At 45.8% G+C, this 16167-nt stretch carries 17 protein-coding genes; 9 read left to right on the top strand and 8 right to left on the bottom strand.

Annotation, left to right across the window (positions count from 1 at the left end; genetic code table 11):
• Positions 1–183: 183 nt before the first annotated feature.
• The 5 genes from rpsG (at position 184) to ACT7WV_RS14850 (ending at position 5607) form a co-directional block, all read left to right on the top strand.
• A complete protein-coding gene (gene rpsG / locus ACT7WV_RS14870; protein WP_445103628.1) occupies positions 184–654 on the top strand; it encodes a 30S ribosomal protein S7 in 471 nt (156 codons plus the stop codon).
• A gap of 137 nt (positions 655–791) precedes the next feature.
• The gene (fusA, locus tag ACT7WV_RS14865; RefSeq protein WP_445103627.1) at positions 792–2867 is read left to right on the top strand and encodes an elongation factor G; all 2076 of its coding nucleotides are present in this window, start codon (positions 792–794) and stop codon (positions 2865–2867) included.
• A 23-nt stretch (positions 2868–2890) separates the two neighbouring features.
• A complete protein-coding gene (gene tuf / locus ACT7WV_RS14860) occupies positions 2891–4120 on the top strand; it encodes an elongation factor Tu (protein ID WP_445103626.1) in 1230 nt (409 codons plus the stop codon).
• 203 nt (positions 4121–4323) lie between these two features.
• Positions 4324–4641 carry a 30S ribosomal protein S10 gene (gene rpsJ, locus ACT7WV_RS14855; protein ID WP_445103625.1) on the top strand — a complete coding sequence of 106 codons (318 nt, stop codon included), beginning with the start codon at positions 4324–4326 and terminating at the stop codon, positions 4639–4641.
• 324 nt (positions 4642–4965) lie between these two features.
• Positions 4966–5607 (top strand): LON peptidase substrate-binding domain-containing protein, encoded by a 642-nt coding sequence (locus ACT7WV_RS14850; protein WP_445103624.1) that lies wholly within the window; start codon positions 4966–4968, stop codon positions 5605–5607.
• A gap of 266 nt (positions 5608–5873) precedes the next feature.
• On the opposite strand, the gene pheA is transcribed toward ACT7WV_RS14850, so the two are convergent.
• A complete protein-coding gene (pheA, locus tag ACT7WV_RS14845) occupies positions 5874–6737 on the bottom strand; it encodes a prephenate dehydratase (RefSeq protein WP_445103623.1) in 864 nt (287 codons plus the stop codon).
• Positions 6738–6937: 200 nt separating this feature from the next.
• On the opposite strand from pheA, the gene ACT7WV_RS14840 reads away from it, so the two are divergent.
• Positions 6938–7525 carry a DUF1997 domain-containing protein gene (locus ACT7WV_RS14840; protein WP_445103622.1) on the top strand — a complete coding sequence of 196 codons (588 nt, stop codon included), beginning with the start codon at positions 6938–6940 and terminating at the stop codon, positions 7523–7525.
• 72 nt (positions 7526–7597) lie between these two features.
• Here ACT7WV_RS14840 and ACT7WV_RS14835 read toward each other — a convergent pair whose 3' ends face one another.
• The 6 genes from ACT7WV_RS14835 to tnpA all read right to left on the bottom strand — a co-directional run bounded on the left by ACT7WV_RS14835 (position 7598) and on the right by tnpA (position 13271).
• Positions 7598–8281 (bottom strand): ribonuclease HII, encoded by a 684-nt coding sequence (locus tag ACT7WV_RS14835; RefSeq protein WP_445103621.1) that lies wholly within the window; start codon positions 8279–8281, stop codon positions 7598–7600.
• Positions 8282–8446: 165 nt separating this feature from the next.
• Positions 8447–10435: a ribonuclease E gene (rne, locus tag ACT7WV_RS14830; RefSeq protein ID WP_445103620.1), complete on the bottom strand. Its 1989-nt coding sequence runs from the start codon at positions 10433–10435 to the stop codon at positions 8447–8449.
• A gap of 161 nt (positions 10436–10596) precedes the next feature.
• Positions 10597–10719: a hypothetical protein gene (locus ACT7WV_RS14825; protein ID WP_445103619.1), complete on the bottom strand. Its 123-nt coding sequence runs from the start codon at positions 10717–10719 to the stop codon at positions 10597–10599.
• A gap of 168 nt (positions 10720–10887) precedes the next feature.
• Positions 10888–12066 carry a cysteine desulfurase family protein gene (locus ACT7WV_RS14820; RefSeq protein WP_445103618.1) on the bottom strand — a complete coding sequence of 393 codons (1179 nt, stop codon included), beginning with the start codon at positions 12064–12066 and terminating at the stop codon, positions 10888–10890.
• Positions 12067–12355: 289 nt separating this feature from the next.
• The gene (locus ACT7WV_RS14815) at positions 12356–12916 is read right to left on the bottom strand and encodes a WD40 repeat domain-containing protein (protein WP_445103617.1); all 561 of its coding nucleotides are present in this window, start codon (positions 12914–12916) and stop codon (positions 12356–12358) included.
• Positions 12855–13271: an IS200/IS605 family transposase gene (tnpA, locus tag ACT7WV_RS14810; protein ID WP_445105625.1), complete on the bottom strand. Its 417-nt coding sequence runs from the start codon at positions 13269–13271 to the stop codon at positions 12855–12857. The genes ACT7WV_RS14815 and tnpA overlap by 62 nt, the downstream gene beginning before the upstream one ends.
• A 51-nt stretch (positions 13272–13322) precedes the next feature.
• On the opposite strand from tnpA, the gene ACT7WV_RS14805 reads away from it, so the two are divergent.
• On the top strand, positions 13323–14543 hold the full coding sequence (locus ACT7WV_RS14805) for an RNA-guided endonuclease InsQ/TnpB family protein (protein ID WP_445102270.1): 1221 nt from the start codon (positions 13323–13325) through the stop codon (positions 14541–14543).
• On the opposite strand, the gene ACT7WV_RS14800 is transcribed toward ACT7WV_RS14805, so the two are convergent.
• A complete protein-coding gene (locus ACT7WV_RS14800; RefSeq protein ID WP_445103616.1) occupies positions 14530–14970 on the bottom strand; it encodes a WD40 repeat domain-containing protein in 441 nt (146 codons plus the stop codon). The genes ACT7WV_RS14805 and ACT7WV_RS14800 overlap by 14 nt on opposite strands.
• A gap of 108 nt (positions 14971–15078) precedes the next feature.
• On the opposite strand from ACT7WV_RS14800, the gene folK reads away from it, so the two are divergent.
• Together folK and ACT7WV_RS14790 are read left to right on the top strand one after the other, a co-directional pair.
• A complete protein-coding gene (gene folK, locus ACT7WV_RS14795; protein ID WP_463424260.1) occupies positions 15079–15561 on the top strand; it encodes a 2-amino-4-hydroxy-6-hydroxymethyldihydropteridine diphosphokinase in 483 nt (160 codons plus the stop codon).
• A gap of 40 nt (positions 15562–15601) precedes the next feature.
• A complete protein-coding gene (locus ACT7WV_RS14790) occupies positions 15602–16150 on the top strand; it encodes an NUDIX hydrolase (RefSeq protein WP_445103614.1) in 549 nt (182 codons plus the stop codon).
• Positions 16151–16167: the final 17 nt, after the last annotated feature.

The raw sequence follows: 16167 nt of genomic DNA, 5'->3' as shown, positions 1-16167 counted from the left end.
ACACAATCATCATCCCATGGCAGCTAGCAGCTTACGCTAGTTAAAAATCACCAAAGGGACTGGTAGAATGCCCTCAAGGGGATTGACTGCCATCATAGAGTTAGTAGGTATGAGTTCTACCGGTAGGTAACTTAACCTCTCTTGCCAATGTCTTTGTAAATTATTTGTTCTTTAGGGTTTACTATGTCTCGTCGCGCAGTTATTAAAAAGCGTCCTGTTCCTCCTGACCCGGTTTATAATAGCCGCCTAATTAGCATGATGAGTAGAAGGATCATGCGTCACGGCAAAAAATCCCTGGCGTCGAGGATTATCTACGACGCCATGAAAATGATTGAGGAACGGACTGGAGGTGATCCTCTAGAAACATTTGAAAAAGCCATCAGAAATGTTACTCCTCTAGTGGAAGTGAAAGCTCGCCGTGTGGGTGGTGCGACCTATCAGGTACCAATGGAAGTCAAATCTGAGCGGGGCATCACTTTGGCACTGCGCTGGCTAATTCAATTCTCTAGATCAAGGGCAGGTCGGACAATGGCAAGTAAACTGGCGAATGAGCTGATGGATGCTGCTAACGAAACAGGAAATGCCATTCGTAAGCGAGAGGAAACCCATAGGATGGCAGACGCGAACAAAGCTTTTGCTCACTACCGCTACTGATTACTCGTTCAGACTCATTAATTGTTTCTTCGTAGCTAATGTTATGCCCACAAATGCCTAAAGATTTAAACAAAGTATAGAATTGTAAACAGATATCAACATCTAATATAAGGTGGCACCAGAAGAAGGAGGTAGCTGTGGCACGCACTATCCCGCTAGAGAAAATACGCAATATCGGGATTGCAGCCCATATTGACGCGGGCAAGACAACAACAACCGAACGGATTCTGTTTTATTCGGGAATCGTTCATAAAATCGGAGAAGTCCATGACGGAACAGCTGTAACTGACTGGATGGAACAAGAGCGGGAGCGGGGAATTACCATCACCGCTGCTGCCATCAGCACCAGCTGGAGAGACCATAAGGTCAATATTATTGATACACCGGGTCACGTTGACTTTACGATTGAAGTTGAGCGTTCGATGCGGGTACTCGATGGCGTAATAGCAGTCTTCTGCTCAGTGGGTGGTGTTCAGCCTCAGTCTGAGACAGTCTGGAGGCAGGCAGACCGCTACAAGGTGCCTCGGATCGCATTTATCAACAAGATGGATCGAACCGGTGCCAATTTCTTCAAGGTGTATGAGCAAGTTACCGATCGCTTACGCTCAAATGCTGTTCCTATCCAAATCCCTATTGGTAGCGAAGGCAACTTTCGAGGAATTGTAGACCTGGTGCGCATGCGAGCCAAGGTTTATAACAATGACCTGGGAACCGATATAGAAGATGTGGAGATTCCCGAAGAGGTCAGGGCGAAAGCTGATGAATTCCGCGCCAAGCTGGTAGAGTCGGTTGCTGAAACAGACGAAGCCTTAATCGAAAAGTATCTTGAAGGCGAAGAGATCACCGAAGATGAAATTCGCCATGCTCTGCGCAAGGGAACGGTAACTGGCGCTATTGTGCCAGTACTTTGTGGCTCGGCTTTCAAAAACAAGGGTGTTCAACTACTGCTTGATGCCGTAGTAGATTACTTGCCGGCTCCGGTTGATGTCCCTCCTATCCAGGGAACATTACCAGACGGCACAATTGCAGGCAGACCGCCTGATGACGAAGCACCATTGTCAGCCTTAGCCTTCAAAATTATGGCTGACCCATACGGTCGGCTAACCTTTCTCCGAGTGTATTCAGGAGTCCTGACCAAAGGTAGTTATGTCCTCAACTCCACTAAGGATCAAAAAGAGAGGATCTCACGTTTAATTGTCTTGAAGGCAAATGATCGGATTGAAGTAGATGAGCTAAGAGCAGGTGATTTAGGAGCAGCTGTAGGTCTCAAGCAGACGATTACAGGTGACACCATCTGCAATGAAGACAATCCAATCATTCTAGAATCTCTCTATATTCCAGAGCCAGTAATCTCGGTGGCTGTGGAACCAAAAACCAAGCAGGATATGGAGAAGCTTTCCAAAGCTCTTCAATCTCTATCCGAAGAAGATCCGACCTTCCGCGTCAGCATTGACCACGAAACTAACCAAACCGTAATTGCCGGTATGGGTGAGCTGCACTTAGAAATCCTAGTAGATAGAATGCTACGGGAGTTCAAGGTAGAAGCCAATGTTGGCGCACCACAGGTTGCTTACCGAGAGACAGTTCGCAAAGCAGTTAAGACTGAAGGTAAATTTATCCGCCAAAGTGGCGGTAAAGGTCAGTACGGTCACGTAGTTATCGAGTTGGAGCCAGGAGAAACCGGTAGCGGTTTTGAATTTGTCTCTAAAGTCGTTGGCGGTTCCGTACCGAGAGAATTTATCTCCCCAGCTGAACAGGGGATGAAAGAAGCTTGCGAATCGGGTATCCTGGCTGGGTATCCTGTCATTGACCTGAAAGTCACCTTAATCGATGGCTCTTACCACGATGTGGACTCTTCAGAAATGGCATTTAAGATTGCTGGGTCAATGGCTGTTAGAGACGCAGTGATCAAGGCTTCACCGGTTCTATTAGAGCCTATGATGAAAGTTGAGGTTGAAGTTCCGGAAAATTTCCTAGGGGATGTCATGGGCGATCTCAACTCTCGCCGCGGTCAAATCGAAGGCATGGGATCTGAAGAAGGCATTGCCAAGGTTACCGCAAAAGTTCCGTTAGCAGAGATGTTTGGCTATGCTACGGATATCCGGTCTAAGACTCAAGGTCGGGGTATTTTCTCAATGGAGTTTAGCTCCTACGAGGAAGTGCCTCGCAACGTGGCTGAAGCCATCATTGCTAAAAACAAAGGGAACGCATAAATAGGAAAAGGAACACGTAATTAATGGCACGCGCAAAGTTTGAAAGGAATAAACCCCACGTAAACATCGGTACAATTGGTCACGTAGACCACGGCAAAACAACTCTTACCGCTGCCATCACCATGACTCTGGCAGCGCTAGGTCAAGCGCAAGCCAGGAAGTACGCTGATATTGACGCGGCACCAGAAGAAAAGCAACGGGGGATTACTATTAATACCGCCCACGTTGAATACGAAACAGAAAATCGTCACTATGCCCACGTAGATTGTCCAGGGCATGCTGACTATGTGAAGAACATGATTACTGGTGCGGCTCAAATGGATGGTGGCATCCTGGTAGTGTCAGCGGCTGATGGGCCGATGCCTCAGACACGAGAACACATCTTGTTAGCCAAGCAGGTAGGCGTCCCCAATCTGGTGGTTTTCTTGAACAAGCAAGATATGGTGGATGACGAAGAACTGTTGGAACTAGTGGAACTCGAAGTCCGAGAACTCCTCAGCAGTTACGAGTTTGATGGTGATAACATCCCCATTGTTGCTGGCTCCGCTCTACAGGCAGTAGAAGTTATGAGCAGCAATCCAAAAACTGCCAAAGGTGAAAATGAGTGGGTTGATAAAATCTATGCCTTAATGGATGAGGTAGATGCTTACATACCAACTCCAGAGCGGGACATTGATAAGCCTTTCCTAATGGCTGTGGAAGACGTCTTTACGATTACGGGTCGTGGAACCGTCGCTACAGGTCGGATCGAACGGGGCAAAGTCAAGATTGGTGATGAAGTTGAGTTAGTCGGACTTAGAGATACTCGCAAAACAACCGTCACCGGCATCGAGATGTTTAAGAAGAGTCTCGATGAAGGTATGGCGGGAGATAACGCTGGTATCTTACTGAGGGGTATTCAGAAGGCTGATATTGAACGGGGCATGGTAATTGCCAAGCCTGGCTCGATTACACCTCATACTAAGTTTGAGTCTGAGGTCTATGTCTTAAAGAAGGAAGAAGGTGGACGGCACACTCCTTTCTTCGCAGGCTACCGACCCCAGTTCTATGTCCGTACCACCGATGTGACAGGTACGATTGATGAGTTTACTGCTGACGATGGTACTACAGCAGAAATGGTCATGCCCGGCGACCGGATTAAGATGACGGTGACGCTAATCAACGCCATCGCGATTGAACAAGGAATGCGTTTCGCTATCCGCGAAGGTGGTCGTACCATCGGTGCTGGCGTCGTATCTAAAATCCTGAAGTAGCCTTGTTGTGAGCTTGAAGAGGAGCAGAGAGGTAACAGCTTTTCTGCTCCTTATTAATCTGCACTTACCTAGTGATAGGAGATCAGGACACTGATAAACTAATCGGCTTAAGTAATAGGAGAGTTGCTCCTTGGTAGTGTACTGTTATTGTCTCCCTCACCTGATCACACCCTAACCAACTTCTGAACCTGGACAACTAAAAAATGGCAACAATTCAGCAGCAAAAAATTCGTATTCGCCTCAAAGCCTTTGATCGCCGACTTCTTGACACTTCTTGCGAGAAAATTGTTGATACAGCTAACCGCACCAACGCCATAGCTATTGGTCCGATACCCTTACCAACAAGACGTCGTATCTACTGTGTATTGAGATCGCCTCACGTTGATAAAGATTCCCGCGAACACTTTGAAACACGGACTCACCGACGCATTATTGATATTTATCAGCCTTCTTCTAAGACGATTGACGCCCTGATGAAGCTTGACTTACCTGCAGGTGTTGATATTGAAGTGAAGCTTTGAAATAAGTCAAGCATTTAGACTTGAAGGTAAAGGTTTAACCCTTCGACTCCCCATAGTGGATAGTGGCAGTGAAAGAGCTAACAGGAACTAACTGAAGAATGACCTCTACTTTTCTTGTGCCTGTAGTCATAGCTTCGACTAAGTAAGTGAGGGTGTTTGTTCACTCTGGGAAGTCTATAGCTTTTTAAAAAGCAGTGTTGAGCAAGTTTCTCAGAATAATCTTGGTGATTAAGTCAGGCTTTAAGGGCTTTTAGAGGTCCAAGGAACAAAAGAAATCCGTTAAAGTAGGTAAAGAAGCGCAGTTACCTTTTTTACCTAGTCACAATGGCATCCTCTTCCTCAATCGCTGTTAGAGAGCTCCCCCTGTTTCCACTGCCCGAAGTAGTTCTCTTCCCAGGACGTCCTCTTCCTCTCCATATATTTGAATTCCGCTACAGAATCATGATGAACACGATTCTGGCTAATGATCGTAGATTTGGGGTACTGATGTGGGATCCAGTTCAAGGTCAACCGGCGGCTGTTGGCTGCTGTGCTGAAGTTGTCCACTACCAGCGCTTGCCAGACGATCGAATGAAAATCTTGACACTAGGCCAACAGCGTTTCCGAGTCTTGGAGTACACTCGCGAAAAGCCATATCGCGTTGGACTAGTTGAATGGATTGAGGATCAGCCTCCAGAAAAAGACCTGAAGGAAATGGCTGCCTCTGTAGAACAACTGCTCCGAGATGTAGTGCATCTTTCAGCAAAATTGACAGACCAAAAAATTGAGCTGCCGGAGGATTTACCCGATCTACCAATCGAATTGTCTTACTGGGTGGCCAGTAATCTTTACGGTGTGGTTTCGGAACAGCAGGCGCTTTTAGAAATGCAGGATACAGCCAATCGTCTGGAACGCGAGGCGGAAATACTCACCTCAACCCGTAATCATCTGGCCGCCCGGACAGTCCTCAAGGATGCCTTTAACTGAATTTACAGAAGCTGCGTTACCCTCCTATCCTTCCTGAGAAATCTCCGTAGAAAAACTAACTCGACAGTTATCTAGTAGATCTGGCTAATTGTGTTTCTAGTAGTCTCGCAGTTCAGCTTACAGGTATAATTTACCTCATTTGGCTGCTGCTTAAGGGTTAGATTGATGAAAAAGTCAAAGCAGCGAAATTGCTCAACACACTCGCCACCAGCAGTGATAGTTTTTAGAAAATGTCTTGTGTGATGCTAATCAGCATGGGCTAATCTTTAATCATTCAAGGCTACTGGTGAATCAAATTCTAGGACACTATAGCTACCAAAAATTTTGAGAATCTCTGTATAAGAGGCTAACTCCAAAAGAGCAGCTTGCACTGATGAAATAGAGGTATTAACTTCTAGATCAATAAAAAAAAGGTACTCACCGAGCGACCGCTTTGTGGGACGGGACTCAATGCGGCTCAAGTTAATCCCTCTAGCGGCAAATACTTGGAGCGGTTTTACCAGAGATCCAGGTACATTTGCTGGAAGGCTAAAAGCTAATGAAGTATAACTACCACCGCTGGAAGGCTTTTTCCCCATCACCCAAAAGCGAGTGCAGTTATCAGGATGATCATTTATGGTAGATGCCAGCACGGGTAAATTGTAAAGGAGGGCTGCCCTCTGAGAAGCGATGGCCCCTGTCGTAAAGTCTTGATCTAGATAATGTAGTGCTTCTGTAGTCGAGTTTGTCGGCACTAACTGTACTGATGGCAAGGACTTTTCTAGCCATTCCTGACACTGTGCTAAAGCTTGCGGGTGTGAATAAACCCTTTGAATTGCTTCTAGAGTTAAAGCCCGCGATAGCAGGGCATGTTTTACTGGTAAGACTAGAGCCTGCTGAATTCGCAGCGTATCTAACTGCCACAGCATATCCAAGGTAATTACTACCGAACCTTCGATGGAGTTTTCTACTGGTACCACTGCTAAATCAGATTGCCCCCGTGCCGCAGAATGTAGGGTTTGAGCAATGCTGGGACATGGACATAACCAAGATTGACTATCCTCTTGGGGAGCAAGAGTATTAACGTAAGCCAAGGCTGCGGCTTCACTGTAAGTACCAGGCGGTCCTAGATAGGCAATAGAGACTGACATAAAGTACACTAAACTAAGTAAATATTTTTTTAATCTTTTTGGTAATGGGAGCATTATAGTCCCATCCATCTGGGGAAATAAGCTTGTCGAGTTACTCTAACTACCTCACAGCTTTCCTGAGAAAGATGAAGAGTTTTATGAATAATTGTAAATTTAAATCAGTCTAAATTAAGAACTGACAAGCTTACAGTCTCCTTCTTATGAATGTCCAGTTTGTTGCATCTCAATCTGTTGAAATTGCTGTTCCGGAACAACCTGTTCCTATTGAACATTATTTACGCCAGCCTCAACGCCTCGTGTACGCGATCACCGATTCTAATCGGATGGAACAGCTAAGTCAGGAACTTTTCCGTCTGACCATGCGTCCATTGCATTTTATGTCATTGAACTTCCAACCTACAGTGGATCTTAAAGTGTGGACAGACTCTAATGGTACGGTTCACTTAACATCTGTCGGTTGTGAAATTAGAGGACTTGACTACATTAATCAACGTTTTGCCTTGGATTTAAAAGGCAAACTTTATCCCTGTCAAAACCAAGGAGTTACCCAGCTTAGGGGGAGAGCAGATTTAAAAGTCAACGTTGATGTACCATTCCCCTTCTCTCTAACTCCCCAGCCAATTTTAGAAACTACCGGCAATGGTTTGCTTAAGAGCGTTTTAGTCAGGATTAAGCAAAAACTGATGCACCAACTATTATTGGATTATTGTCATTGGGCTAGCAGTGACATAAGTGGCAATTTTCCTACTCATTCACCGGGAATTGAAAGCTGCCGGGCAGAGAGCTGAAGTCCCCAATCATTAGCCCATCCTGAACTAAGCTTAGGATACTGCAACTAGCTATACAAACAGTGCAGCCTTTTATGATTCAAGCTTATAGCCTATCCGGCAAGGACTAAAAGACATGCGATGATGACGGGTTGGGCCCAATTTTTGCAGTGCTAACCTGTGCTGTTGTGTACCATAACCTTTATTGGCTACCAAATCGTAGGCTGGATACTTCAAAGCCAAACGAACCACTAACTCGTCTCGCCATACTTTAGCCACAATACTAGCTGCGGCAATTTCCAGCGATTGCTGATCTCCCTTAACTATCGTACGTTGTGTTATTGGCAAGTTGGGAATACAGTGTTGACCATCAACCAGGCAAATATCTGGCTGTAGCTTTAGTTTGGTAAGCGCCCTTCTCATTGCCAGGAGGGAGGCCCGCAAAATATTAATCTGGTCAATTTCCTGGCTAGTGGCATAGCCAACTCTCCAATCAAGTGCTAACTTTTGAATTTCCTGAGATAGTTTGAGACGTCGCAGACAAGACAGTTGCTTGCTGTCTTTAACACCTACCAAGGCAAGTGACGGCAGAGCAGATGCTGGTAAAATCACCGCTGCTGCTACTACTGGTCCAAACAAAGCCCCTCTTCCTACTTCGTCTATACCAGCTACCAATCTTTGATCACCAGATAAAGCTGGCAGTTCGCAGAGAGAAAATGGTCTAAGAGACCCTTTTAGATAGAGCTGGCTAGCATCTTTTTTTTTCTTTATTTCCATCTCTAGGGCTTTCTCTTAACCAGTAGAAAGCATAGCTTTTTACTTACCTAAATGGTAAGACACTATTATGGCTCAGCACTGTAGTACTAAGAATAGAAGTCCTAGAACTTCTAGTCAGATGCCACAAATTAGTTAAGTGATTGTCTTTGAGATTCTGCTCTTTTCTTACCGAACCGTTGAATCATCACTTTCCATTGCTGAAGAACGACGGCGGCGGCGGCGAACCACAGGACGGTTGCTACTCTCAGATTCAATACTGTTCAGTATTTCTTCAGAAGGTGTTTCATCAGAGGAATCCACCTGTGAATTTTCTGAGGTTTCTGTCTCATCTAAGTCCTCATTGCCAGAAGTGAAGTCTCGCGTCTGGAAATTAGATTCTTCTGAGCATGGCTCGTCTGAGTAATCTGTTTGGTCTTGATCTGATTCTCCTGGAAGTACCACCGAAATACTCACAGACTTGGGATTTTTGATTTCCCGATTTAACTTCACCAGAGGCGAAATTCCCATCAAAGCATAGACATCCTGCTCCTCTGGAGTCATTTCGACTACGATTTTTTCTGGAGGTTCCGTTTCGCGAGAAGATTTCACTAGCTGGGGTTTTCCAGCTCTTTCCACTGTTTCTGGGAACTCAGTGTCTTCTACTGACTCCGAAAATCTTTGCGGCAAAAAAGTGGGACGAGAACTACCTCTAGAAAGGGATTCCTCCTTGACTACTGGTTCATCAAGACGGCGTCGGCGGCGTCGGCGACTATTATTTCCCCCGGGCTCTTGGTAACTTGGATGATGCAATAGGTCAAGTTCCTCAGCATCATTTAAGGGGTTCATGTCTAAGAGTCCAGCTACCTCCGGCGTCCGAGGTTCCTTGAAAAGAACTGCCGTTGCGGCTGGCTCGGCTACCTCTTTAACTGGGCGCTCAGACTCCCCAGGAAGATGTACTAAATGTCCTAAACCACCACAACTGGGGCAAGTTTCACCAAATAACTCGTAAATATTCTGACCCTGGCGCTTGCGGGTCAGTTCTACTAAGCCGAGTTCCGAAAGTTGGGCAATTTGCGGTCTGGCTTTATCTCCTTTTAAGGCTTTGTTGAAATGTTCCAGTACCTGTAACTGGTCTCGCCGTGAGTCCATATCAATGAAGTCAACAATGATCACTCCGGCAATATTACGCAGACGCAGCTGACGCGCGATTTCTGTAGCTGCTTCGCAGTTAGTCCAAAGAACAGTTTCTCTTGCTGTTGCAGAGCGGGTAAAGGAACCAGAGTTGACATCAATCACGGTGAGTGCTTCTGTTGGCTCAATAATAATGTAGCCACCAGAAGGCAAGTCTACTCTCGGTTTGAGTGCTTCTCTAATCGCAGCATTGACTCGGAAATATTCGAGCAGCGGCATTCGATCGCGGTGATGGTCAATCAAAACACCTTCTGGAGATCTACCCCCACTCCAGCTCAACAAGTGCTGCTTAACTCGCTTCATTCCGGTGTGGGAATCTACGACAATCCGATTGACGTCCGCCGTATACATGTCTCGGAGAACCCGCTGAATAAAATCATCATCGCGGTTGAGTAGAGCTGGTGCTCTGGTAGAAGTTGCCTCCTGTTGGATTGCTTCCCATTGCTTTTGTAAGACTTCCAAGTCTTCGATGATGGCTTCTTCGGCTTTGCCTTCGGCTTCTGTGCGCACTAGCAATCCCATTCCTGAGGGCTTGATCAGCACAGCCAGCGCTCTAAGTCGATTGCGTTCACTGTCACTCTTGATTCGTCGTGATAAATTGACGCCTCGCCCATAAGGCATCATCACTAGATAACGACCTGGTAAACTAACGTTACCAGTGAGTCTGGGACCTTTGTTGCCCGTCGGTTCCTTCATTACTTGCACCAAGACTTTTTGTTGTGGTGCCAGCAGTTCTGTAATCGCGCCAGCTCGGCGTTTCAGGCGTAAGGGACCTAAATCGGTCACATGAATGAAGCCGTTGCGTTCGGCGTCCCCAATATTGACAAATGCTGCATCTATCCCAGGTAAGACGTTTTCAACAACGCCGAGATAAATATCACCAACCTGATGGCTGCCTGTGGCAACCACAAGTTCCTGAATTTGATCTTCCCAAAAGACGGCTGCGAGCCGATGTTGCTCCGCAATAATAATTTGCTTTGGCATTCAATTTCCTCAAAAATTGGTAGCAAACTTGGACACTGAGGCTTCTTGTCCCTCTCGATGGAAGCTACCCAAGATGACTATGTAATCGAAAATTCTGACTTGACCTAGAAAAAACATAACCCTTAGTGACTTCGGGGTGGCTGAATGGAACTGACACTTGCCTAGGTCAACTTTTCTCCAATGCGGTCAATGACTAACGCCCTTCCCCTCTCAAAGGGTGAACATTGGAGTTCGTAAAGCATGAGTAGAAAGTCTCGAAGAGCGAATTCAGTTGCGTACAGCATCTACTGCTAGTTTACCTGGATAAAGCCCAAGCAACCTTTATGCGCAACTGCTCCCATAACGATTCATTATACCGCCCCATTCCTCAACTCAAACAAGAAAGCCCATTTCTTTCCCCCAGGGGGGCATTTATCCTCAAGAGTACTAGCAAAGTTCTAGTTGTAATTGCTCTAAACAACCTGAAAAACTGCGCTGTGAGCTTGGCGCAGACAATTAATGGTGGTAATCACCTGCTGGGCTACCTGATCAATTTCTACAGCCGTGTTGAAGCGTCCGATACCAAACCGCACCGAAGCATGAGCTAGCTGTTGTGAATGTCCCAGTGCTAGAAGGACGTGGGAAGGAGCCAGATTAACCGACGAGCAAGCAGAGCCTGAAGAAACTGCTACCACCGACTGCAATCCTAAGAGTAAGGCTGAGCCATCAACACCCTCCACGCTAATGTTAAGATTTCCTGAAAGTCTTCGCTCAGGATGACCATTAAGATGAATGCCTCCCAAAGGAGAGATAGCATTCCACAGGCGTTGCCTTAGTTGGAGTAGGCGCTGGGAATCTGATTCTTGTTCTTGGATGCCCAACTCTACAGCTTTAGCAAACCCCACAATTTGAGGGGTATAAAGAGTACCAGAGCGCATTCCTCGTTCCTGTCCACCCCCTTGTATCTGAGGAGCTAACTGCACTCTCGGATGGCGACGCCGGACATAAAGTGAACCGATGCCTTTGGGGCCATACACTTTGTGAGCAGTTAGAGACATCAGGTCAATTCGCATCGCCTGTACATCTATAGACATTTTGCCAATTGCTTGGGCAGCATCAGTATGGAACAGTACTTGGTGCTGGCGGCAAATAGCTCCAATTTCTGCCAAAGGGTGCAAAACTCCTATTTCATTATTCGCCGCCATTACCGACACTAAGATTGTATCAGCACGGATAGCTTGCTCTAGCTCGACTAAATTAATCAACCCATCCTGCTGTACCGGTAGAAATGTTACCTCAAACCCCAGTGTCTGTAAGTATCGGCAGGGGTCAAGCACTGCGTGGTGTTCCGTTTCCACTGTGATGATATGACGCCCTTTACTGAAATAAGCTTCAGCCACTCCCTTAATTACTAAATTATTTGCCTCCGTTGCCCCACTAGTGAAAACAATTTCCTCTGGCGTGGCGTGGATTGCATCTGCTAGAATCTGCCTTGCCTGTCTGACAGCAGTTTCTGCCTCCCAGCCGTAAGCATGACTGAGGCTGGAGGGATTGCCGAATCGTTCAGTGAAATAGGGTAGCATCGCCTCTAGCACCCGTTCATCCATGGGTGTTGTCGAATGAGAGTCTAGGTAGATAGGGCGGTGGGACATTGCTATTAGCTGACAAGTTGACCTAGTTTTCTTAAGGCACTGAGAACCTTAGGTAAACTATTTTCTCGCTTCCCAAGGCTTAATATTTCAGACAAAGTAGTTTGGGTATATCTTGTTAAGTTAGTCTCATAAATACTAACTCACTGCCCTTAGTCCTTTAGTGAACAGTCTCCAGAAAGTTGCTCAGCCTTAAGGTTGTTACAAATATACAAATAACTTAGGTTGGCTGACTTCCTTAGTGCGATCTCTCGACAAGTTGGGATAGCTATTCACTCAGTTTAAACTTACCCTACGGCATTGTCCAAATCTTAATCACATCATTGCGGCTACCGCTAGCTATTGTCCGTCCGTCAGGACTAATTGCCACCGACAGAACTTCTTTAAGATGACCAGTAAAGGAGTAAAGTCTTGCACCACTCTTCAAGTCCCACACCTTGACTGTTCGATCATTACCAGCACTGGCAATGGTCTGCCCATCCTGACTAATAGCAACGGAGGTTACACCACCATCATGACCCCTAAGCGTCCGAATTTCTTTCCCCGTCTTCAAGTTCCATAACTTAATAGTCTCGTCAATGCTGCCACTGACAACAGTCTGCCCGTCTGGGCTGATACCGAGAGAAGTTACACTACCAGTATGACCTGTGAGGATACCCTTTCCTTCAACTCGAATGGTAGCATCCGCACAACCGCTGACTAGAGTCTTGCCATCGGGACTAATAGCCAGACAATAAACCCAGTCAGAGTGATCCTTAAGTGTACGTATTACTTGACCAAAAATATGGGATTCAAGCCCCGTCCTTCCAGGACGGCTTTTCTTGATTCTTGATGTACTGGATAAGCACTTCAATAGGAGCGCCACCAACAGACACGGCAAAATAGCTGGGACTCCACAAAGCTGTTTTGCCGTGCGGTTTTTTAAAGCCAGCCTGTCCATAACGACGACTTGAGACACCTTTTAGAGCATTCACAATTTTCGATACAGAGAGCTTTGGTGGATACTCAATCAATGCGTGTACGTGTTCGTTCTCACCACTGATTTCTAGAATTTGAAAGTTCATCTGTGTTGCTACGTGGCGAAATACTTCTTCGATTAATTTCAACTGTTCACCACTAAAAATCTCATCCCTATATTTAGTCACGCAGACCAAGTGAATCTTGAGGTCTGTAACGCTATGTCTTTCGCTCCGGAATTGAGTAGTCATTTCCTGTAGACCAATGTATAATCCAAACACAGACCAATCCTATCACGGAGCATGAAAGCAAGATACCAGTATCGTTTTTACCCAACAGACCAACAACAGCAGAGTCTAGCTCGGTTGTTCGGTTGCGTCCGTGTTGTGTATAACGATGCGCTTGCAATCTGTAAGCAATCTGTTAGTGTTAGCGTTAGCGAAGCGAGACCGTTAGGTCTAGCGGGCGAGCGTACCGCAAGGGCAAAGAAGCCCAAGTCGGCTGAACTTCAAAAGATTGTTATTACTCAGGCGAAAAAGACTGAGGAAAGAGCTTGGTTAAGCGAGGTGTCGAACATACCGCTACAACAGTCTGTAGCTGATTTAGAGATAGCTTTCAAGAACTTTTTCGATTCCTGTAAAGGCAAGAGAAAAGGTAGAAAGGTTGGTTATCCAAAGTTCAAAAAGAGGAATAATAGCCAATCGGCACGGTTCAGGATTGGGGGTTTCTCCATCAAGAAAGATGGTGTTTATCTTGCAAAGATAGGTGTTGTCAAGCCTGTCTGGTCAAGGGATTTACCTACGAGTCCTAGTTCCGTAACCCTTATTAAGGACTGTGCCAACCGTTACTTCTTAAGTTTTGTAGTAGAAGTAGAGCCTGTTCAGGCTAATGCTAAAAACCAAAGCATTGGCATTGATTTGGGTATCAAAACCTTGGCTGTGATGAGTAACGGTGAAAAAGCTTTCAGTCCTTGCTACAAACGTTTAGACCGTAAAATGCGTAAATTTCAACGGAAGTTGGCGCGACAACAGAGAGACTCAAACAGAAGACATAAGACCAGAATTCAGATAGCAAAACTGCACAATCAAATTGCAGACACTCGCCAAGACTTCCTGCACAAATTGTCTACCAAGGTCGTTAGTGAAAACCAAACTATCGTCTTAGAAGATTTAAATGTATCAGGAATGGTCAAAAACCGCAAACTCTCTAGAGCAATTAGTCAGCAAGGCTGGCGAGAATTCCGGGTCTTGGTTGAGGCAAAATCTGAAAAGTACGGAGGCAAGTTTGTAGCCATCAACCGTTGGGAACCAACTAGCCAAGCCTGCTCTGATTGTGGCTATAAATGGGGCAAGATTGATTTATCGGTGCGTTCAATACTCTGTTTAGGTTGTGGCAGCGAACATGATAGAGACGAAAACGCATCTGCAAATATAGAAAAAGTCGGCACGGGGCATCGGCACGACTCTAAATGTACGTCCAGACAGAGTAAGACTACTTCGGTAGCATTAGTCAATGAAGCGTAAATAATCCCCGTCGCTTCAGCGCGGGGAGTATGTCAACACTCTTAAGGTTCCAGATTTTCAGATCCGCATCTTGGCTACCACTGTATACTGTCTGTCCGTCAGGACTAATAGCAACAGTATAAACCCTGTCTGAGTGACCGATGAGTGTGCGTATCACCTGACCACTGTTGAGGTGCCAAACCTTAATAGTTTGATCAAAGCTACCACTGACAAGAGTTAGTTCATCAGAACTAATGGCAACAGCACGAACCCAGTCAGAATGACCTGTCAAAATAAGTTTCTGTTGACCACTGCTTAAGTCCCAAACTCGAATCGTCTTGTCTGCACCGCCACTGACTAAGGTTTGTACATCGCGCGTCATCGCCACAGAGTGGACAGAATCTCGATGTCCTGCTAGGAAAAGACCAAGGATGTTGTCTTCTTCCATAAAAACTCAATAAAGACAGCAAAATCTCATCAACTTGGTTAATTAGTATTGTTCTTTGGCAGCCTACCTGATTAATTACACATCATTAAGGAGAACATAGGGGGCGTGATTTTACAATCTCAAACAGCTGCAATTGCCCTTGGTAGCAACCTTGGCGACTCTCCCAAGATTCTAGAAGACGCCCTCAAAATTCTTGCCCAGGCCCCAGGTATTAACCTGTGTGCCTCTTCTAGCTGGTATAAAACTGCTGCTGTCGGACCACCACAACCAGATTATCTTAACGGCTGCGCCTTACTGGATGTGCAGCTAACTCCTCAGCAATTATTAATAACCTTACTAGAAATTGAAAAACAGTTGGGTCGAGTTCGTCGAGAACGCTGGGGACCTAGAACCCTAGACTTAGATTTACTATTATTCAATGATTTAATTTTAAATACGCCCCAACTGCAAATCCCTCACCCACACATGCAAAAGAGAGCCTTTGTGCTGGTGCCGTTAGCAGAAATTGCCCCTGAATGGATAGAGCCTATCTCTGGAGCAACGATCGCACAACTCGTACAAGCGGTAGACTGTTCTGGAGTTTACCTTTGATAAACCCGTAACTCACTAACCTTTAGTCTTTGATTATCACATGCCAAAAGGTCTGGAACCACCACAACTGCTAAAACAACGTCTGCTTTATCAAGGAAGAAGATTTCACTTTGAAGTTAATTCCCTCCGCTTGCCCAATAAATCAGAGGGAGACTGGGAATGCATCCGTCACCCAGGTGGCGCTTTAGCAATACCCGTGACAGCAGAAGGAAAACTGGTACTAGTGCGGCAATATCGCTTTGCTGTTGCTGGACGTCTTTTGGAGTTTCCTGCTGGCACAGTGGAACCTCTTGAAGATCCAGCAGATACTATCAAGCGAGAAATTGAAGAAGAAACTGGCTACCGTGCTCACCAATGGCAAAGCTTAGGTGAATTTCCCCTCGCACCAGGTTACTCTGACGAATTTATCTATGCTTTTCTCGCTCAGGATTTGGAAAAGCTAGAGACTCCTCCTCAACAGGATGCAGATGAAGATATGGAAACAGTACTAATGACACCCCAGGAATTAGAACAAGCTATTCTATCTGGTGAGCCAGTGGATGCCAAATCTATCTCTAGCTTTTTCCTGGCTCGTCCATTCTTATCTTGAGCCAGATTTGTCGCTTA

Source organism: Symploca atlantica LB2515 (assembly GCF_052546295.1).
The sequence above is the reverse complement of the archived record's forward strand: the minus strand, read 5'-3'. Positions and strand labels throughout refer to the sequence as shown.

What these genes read in the sequence shown, in the direction of transcription:
- rpsG (WP_445103628.1), top strand. Translation starts at nt 184, where the DNA reads ATGTCTCGTCGCGCAGTTATTAAAAAGCGTCCTGTTCCTCCTGACCCG.
- tuf (WP_445103626.1), top strand. Translation starts at nt 2,891, where the DNA reads ATGGCACGCGCAAAGTTTGAAAGGAATAAACCCCACGTAAACATCGGT.
- rpsJ (WP_445103625.1), top strand. Translation starts at nt 4,324, where the DNA reads ATGGCAACAATTCAGCAGCAAAAAATTCGTATTCGCCTCAAAGCCTTT.
- ACT7WV_RS14850 (WP_445103624.1), top strand. Translation starts at nt 4,966, where the DNA reads ATGGCATCCTCTTCCTCAATCGCTGTTAGAGAGCTCCCCCTGTTTCCA.
- pheA (WP_445103623.1), bottom strand. Translation starts at nt 6,737, where the DNA reads ATGTCAGTCTCTATTGCCTATCTAGGACCGCCTGGTACTTACAGTGAA.
- ACT7WV_RS14840 (WP_445103622.1), top strand. Translation starts at nt 6,938, where the DNA reads ATGAATGTCCAGTTTGTTGCATCTCAATCTGTTGAAATTGCTGTTCCG.
- ACT7WV_RS14835 (WP_445103621.1), bottom strand. Translation starts at nt 8,281, where the DNA reads ATGGAAATAAAGAAAAAAAAAGATGCTAGCCAGCTCTATCTAAAAGGG.
- rne (WP_445103620.1), bottom strand. Translation starts at nt 10,435, where the DNA reads ATGCCAAAGCAAATTATTATTGCGGAGCAACATCGGCTCGCAGCCGTC.
- ACT7WV_RS14825 (WP_445103619.1), bottom strand. Translation starts at nt 10,719, where the DNA reads ATGCTGTACGCAACTGAATTCGCTCTTCGAGACTTTCTACTCATGCTT.
- ACT7WV_RS14820 (WP_445103618.1), bottom strand. Translation starts at nt 12,066, where the DNA reads ATGTCCCACCGCCCTATCTACCTAGACTCTCATTCGACAACACCCATG.
- tnpA (WP_445105625.1), bottom strand. Translation starts at nt 13,271, where the DNA reads ATGACTACTCAATTCCGGAGCGAAAGACATAGCGTTACAGACCTCAAG.
- ACT7WV_RS14805 (WP_445102270.1), top strand. Translation starts at nt 13,323, where the DNA reads ATGAAAGCAAGATACCAGTATCGTTTTTACCCAACAGACCAACAACAG.
- ACT7WV_RS14800 (WP_445103616.1), bottom strand. Translation starts at nt 14,970, where the DNA reads ATGGAAGAAGACAACATCCTTGGTCTTTTCCTAGCAGGACATCGAGAT.
- ACT7WV_RS14790 (WP_445103614.1), top strand. Translation starts at nt 15,602, where the DNA reads ATGCCAAAAGGTCTGGAACCACCACAACTGCTAAAACAACGTCTGCTT.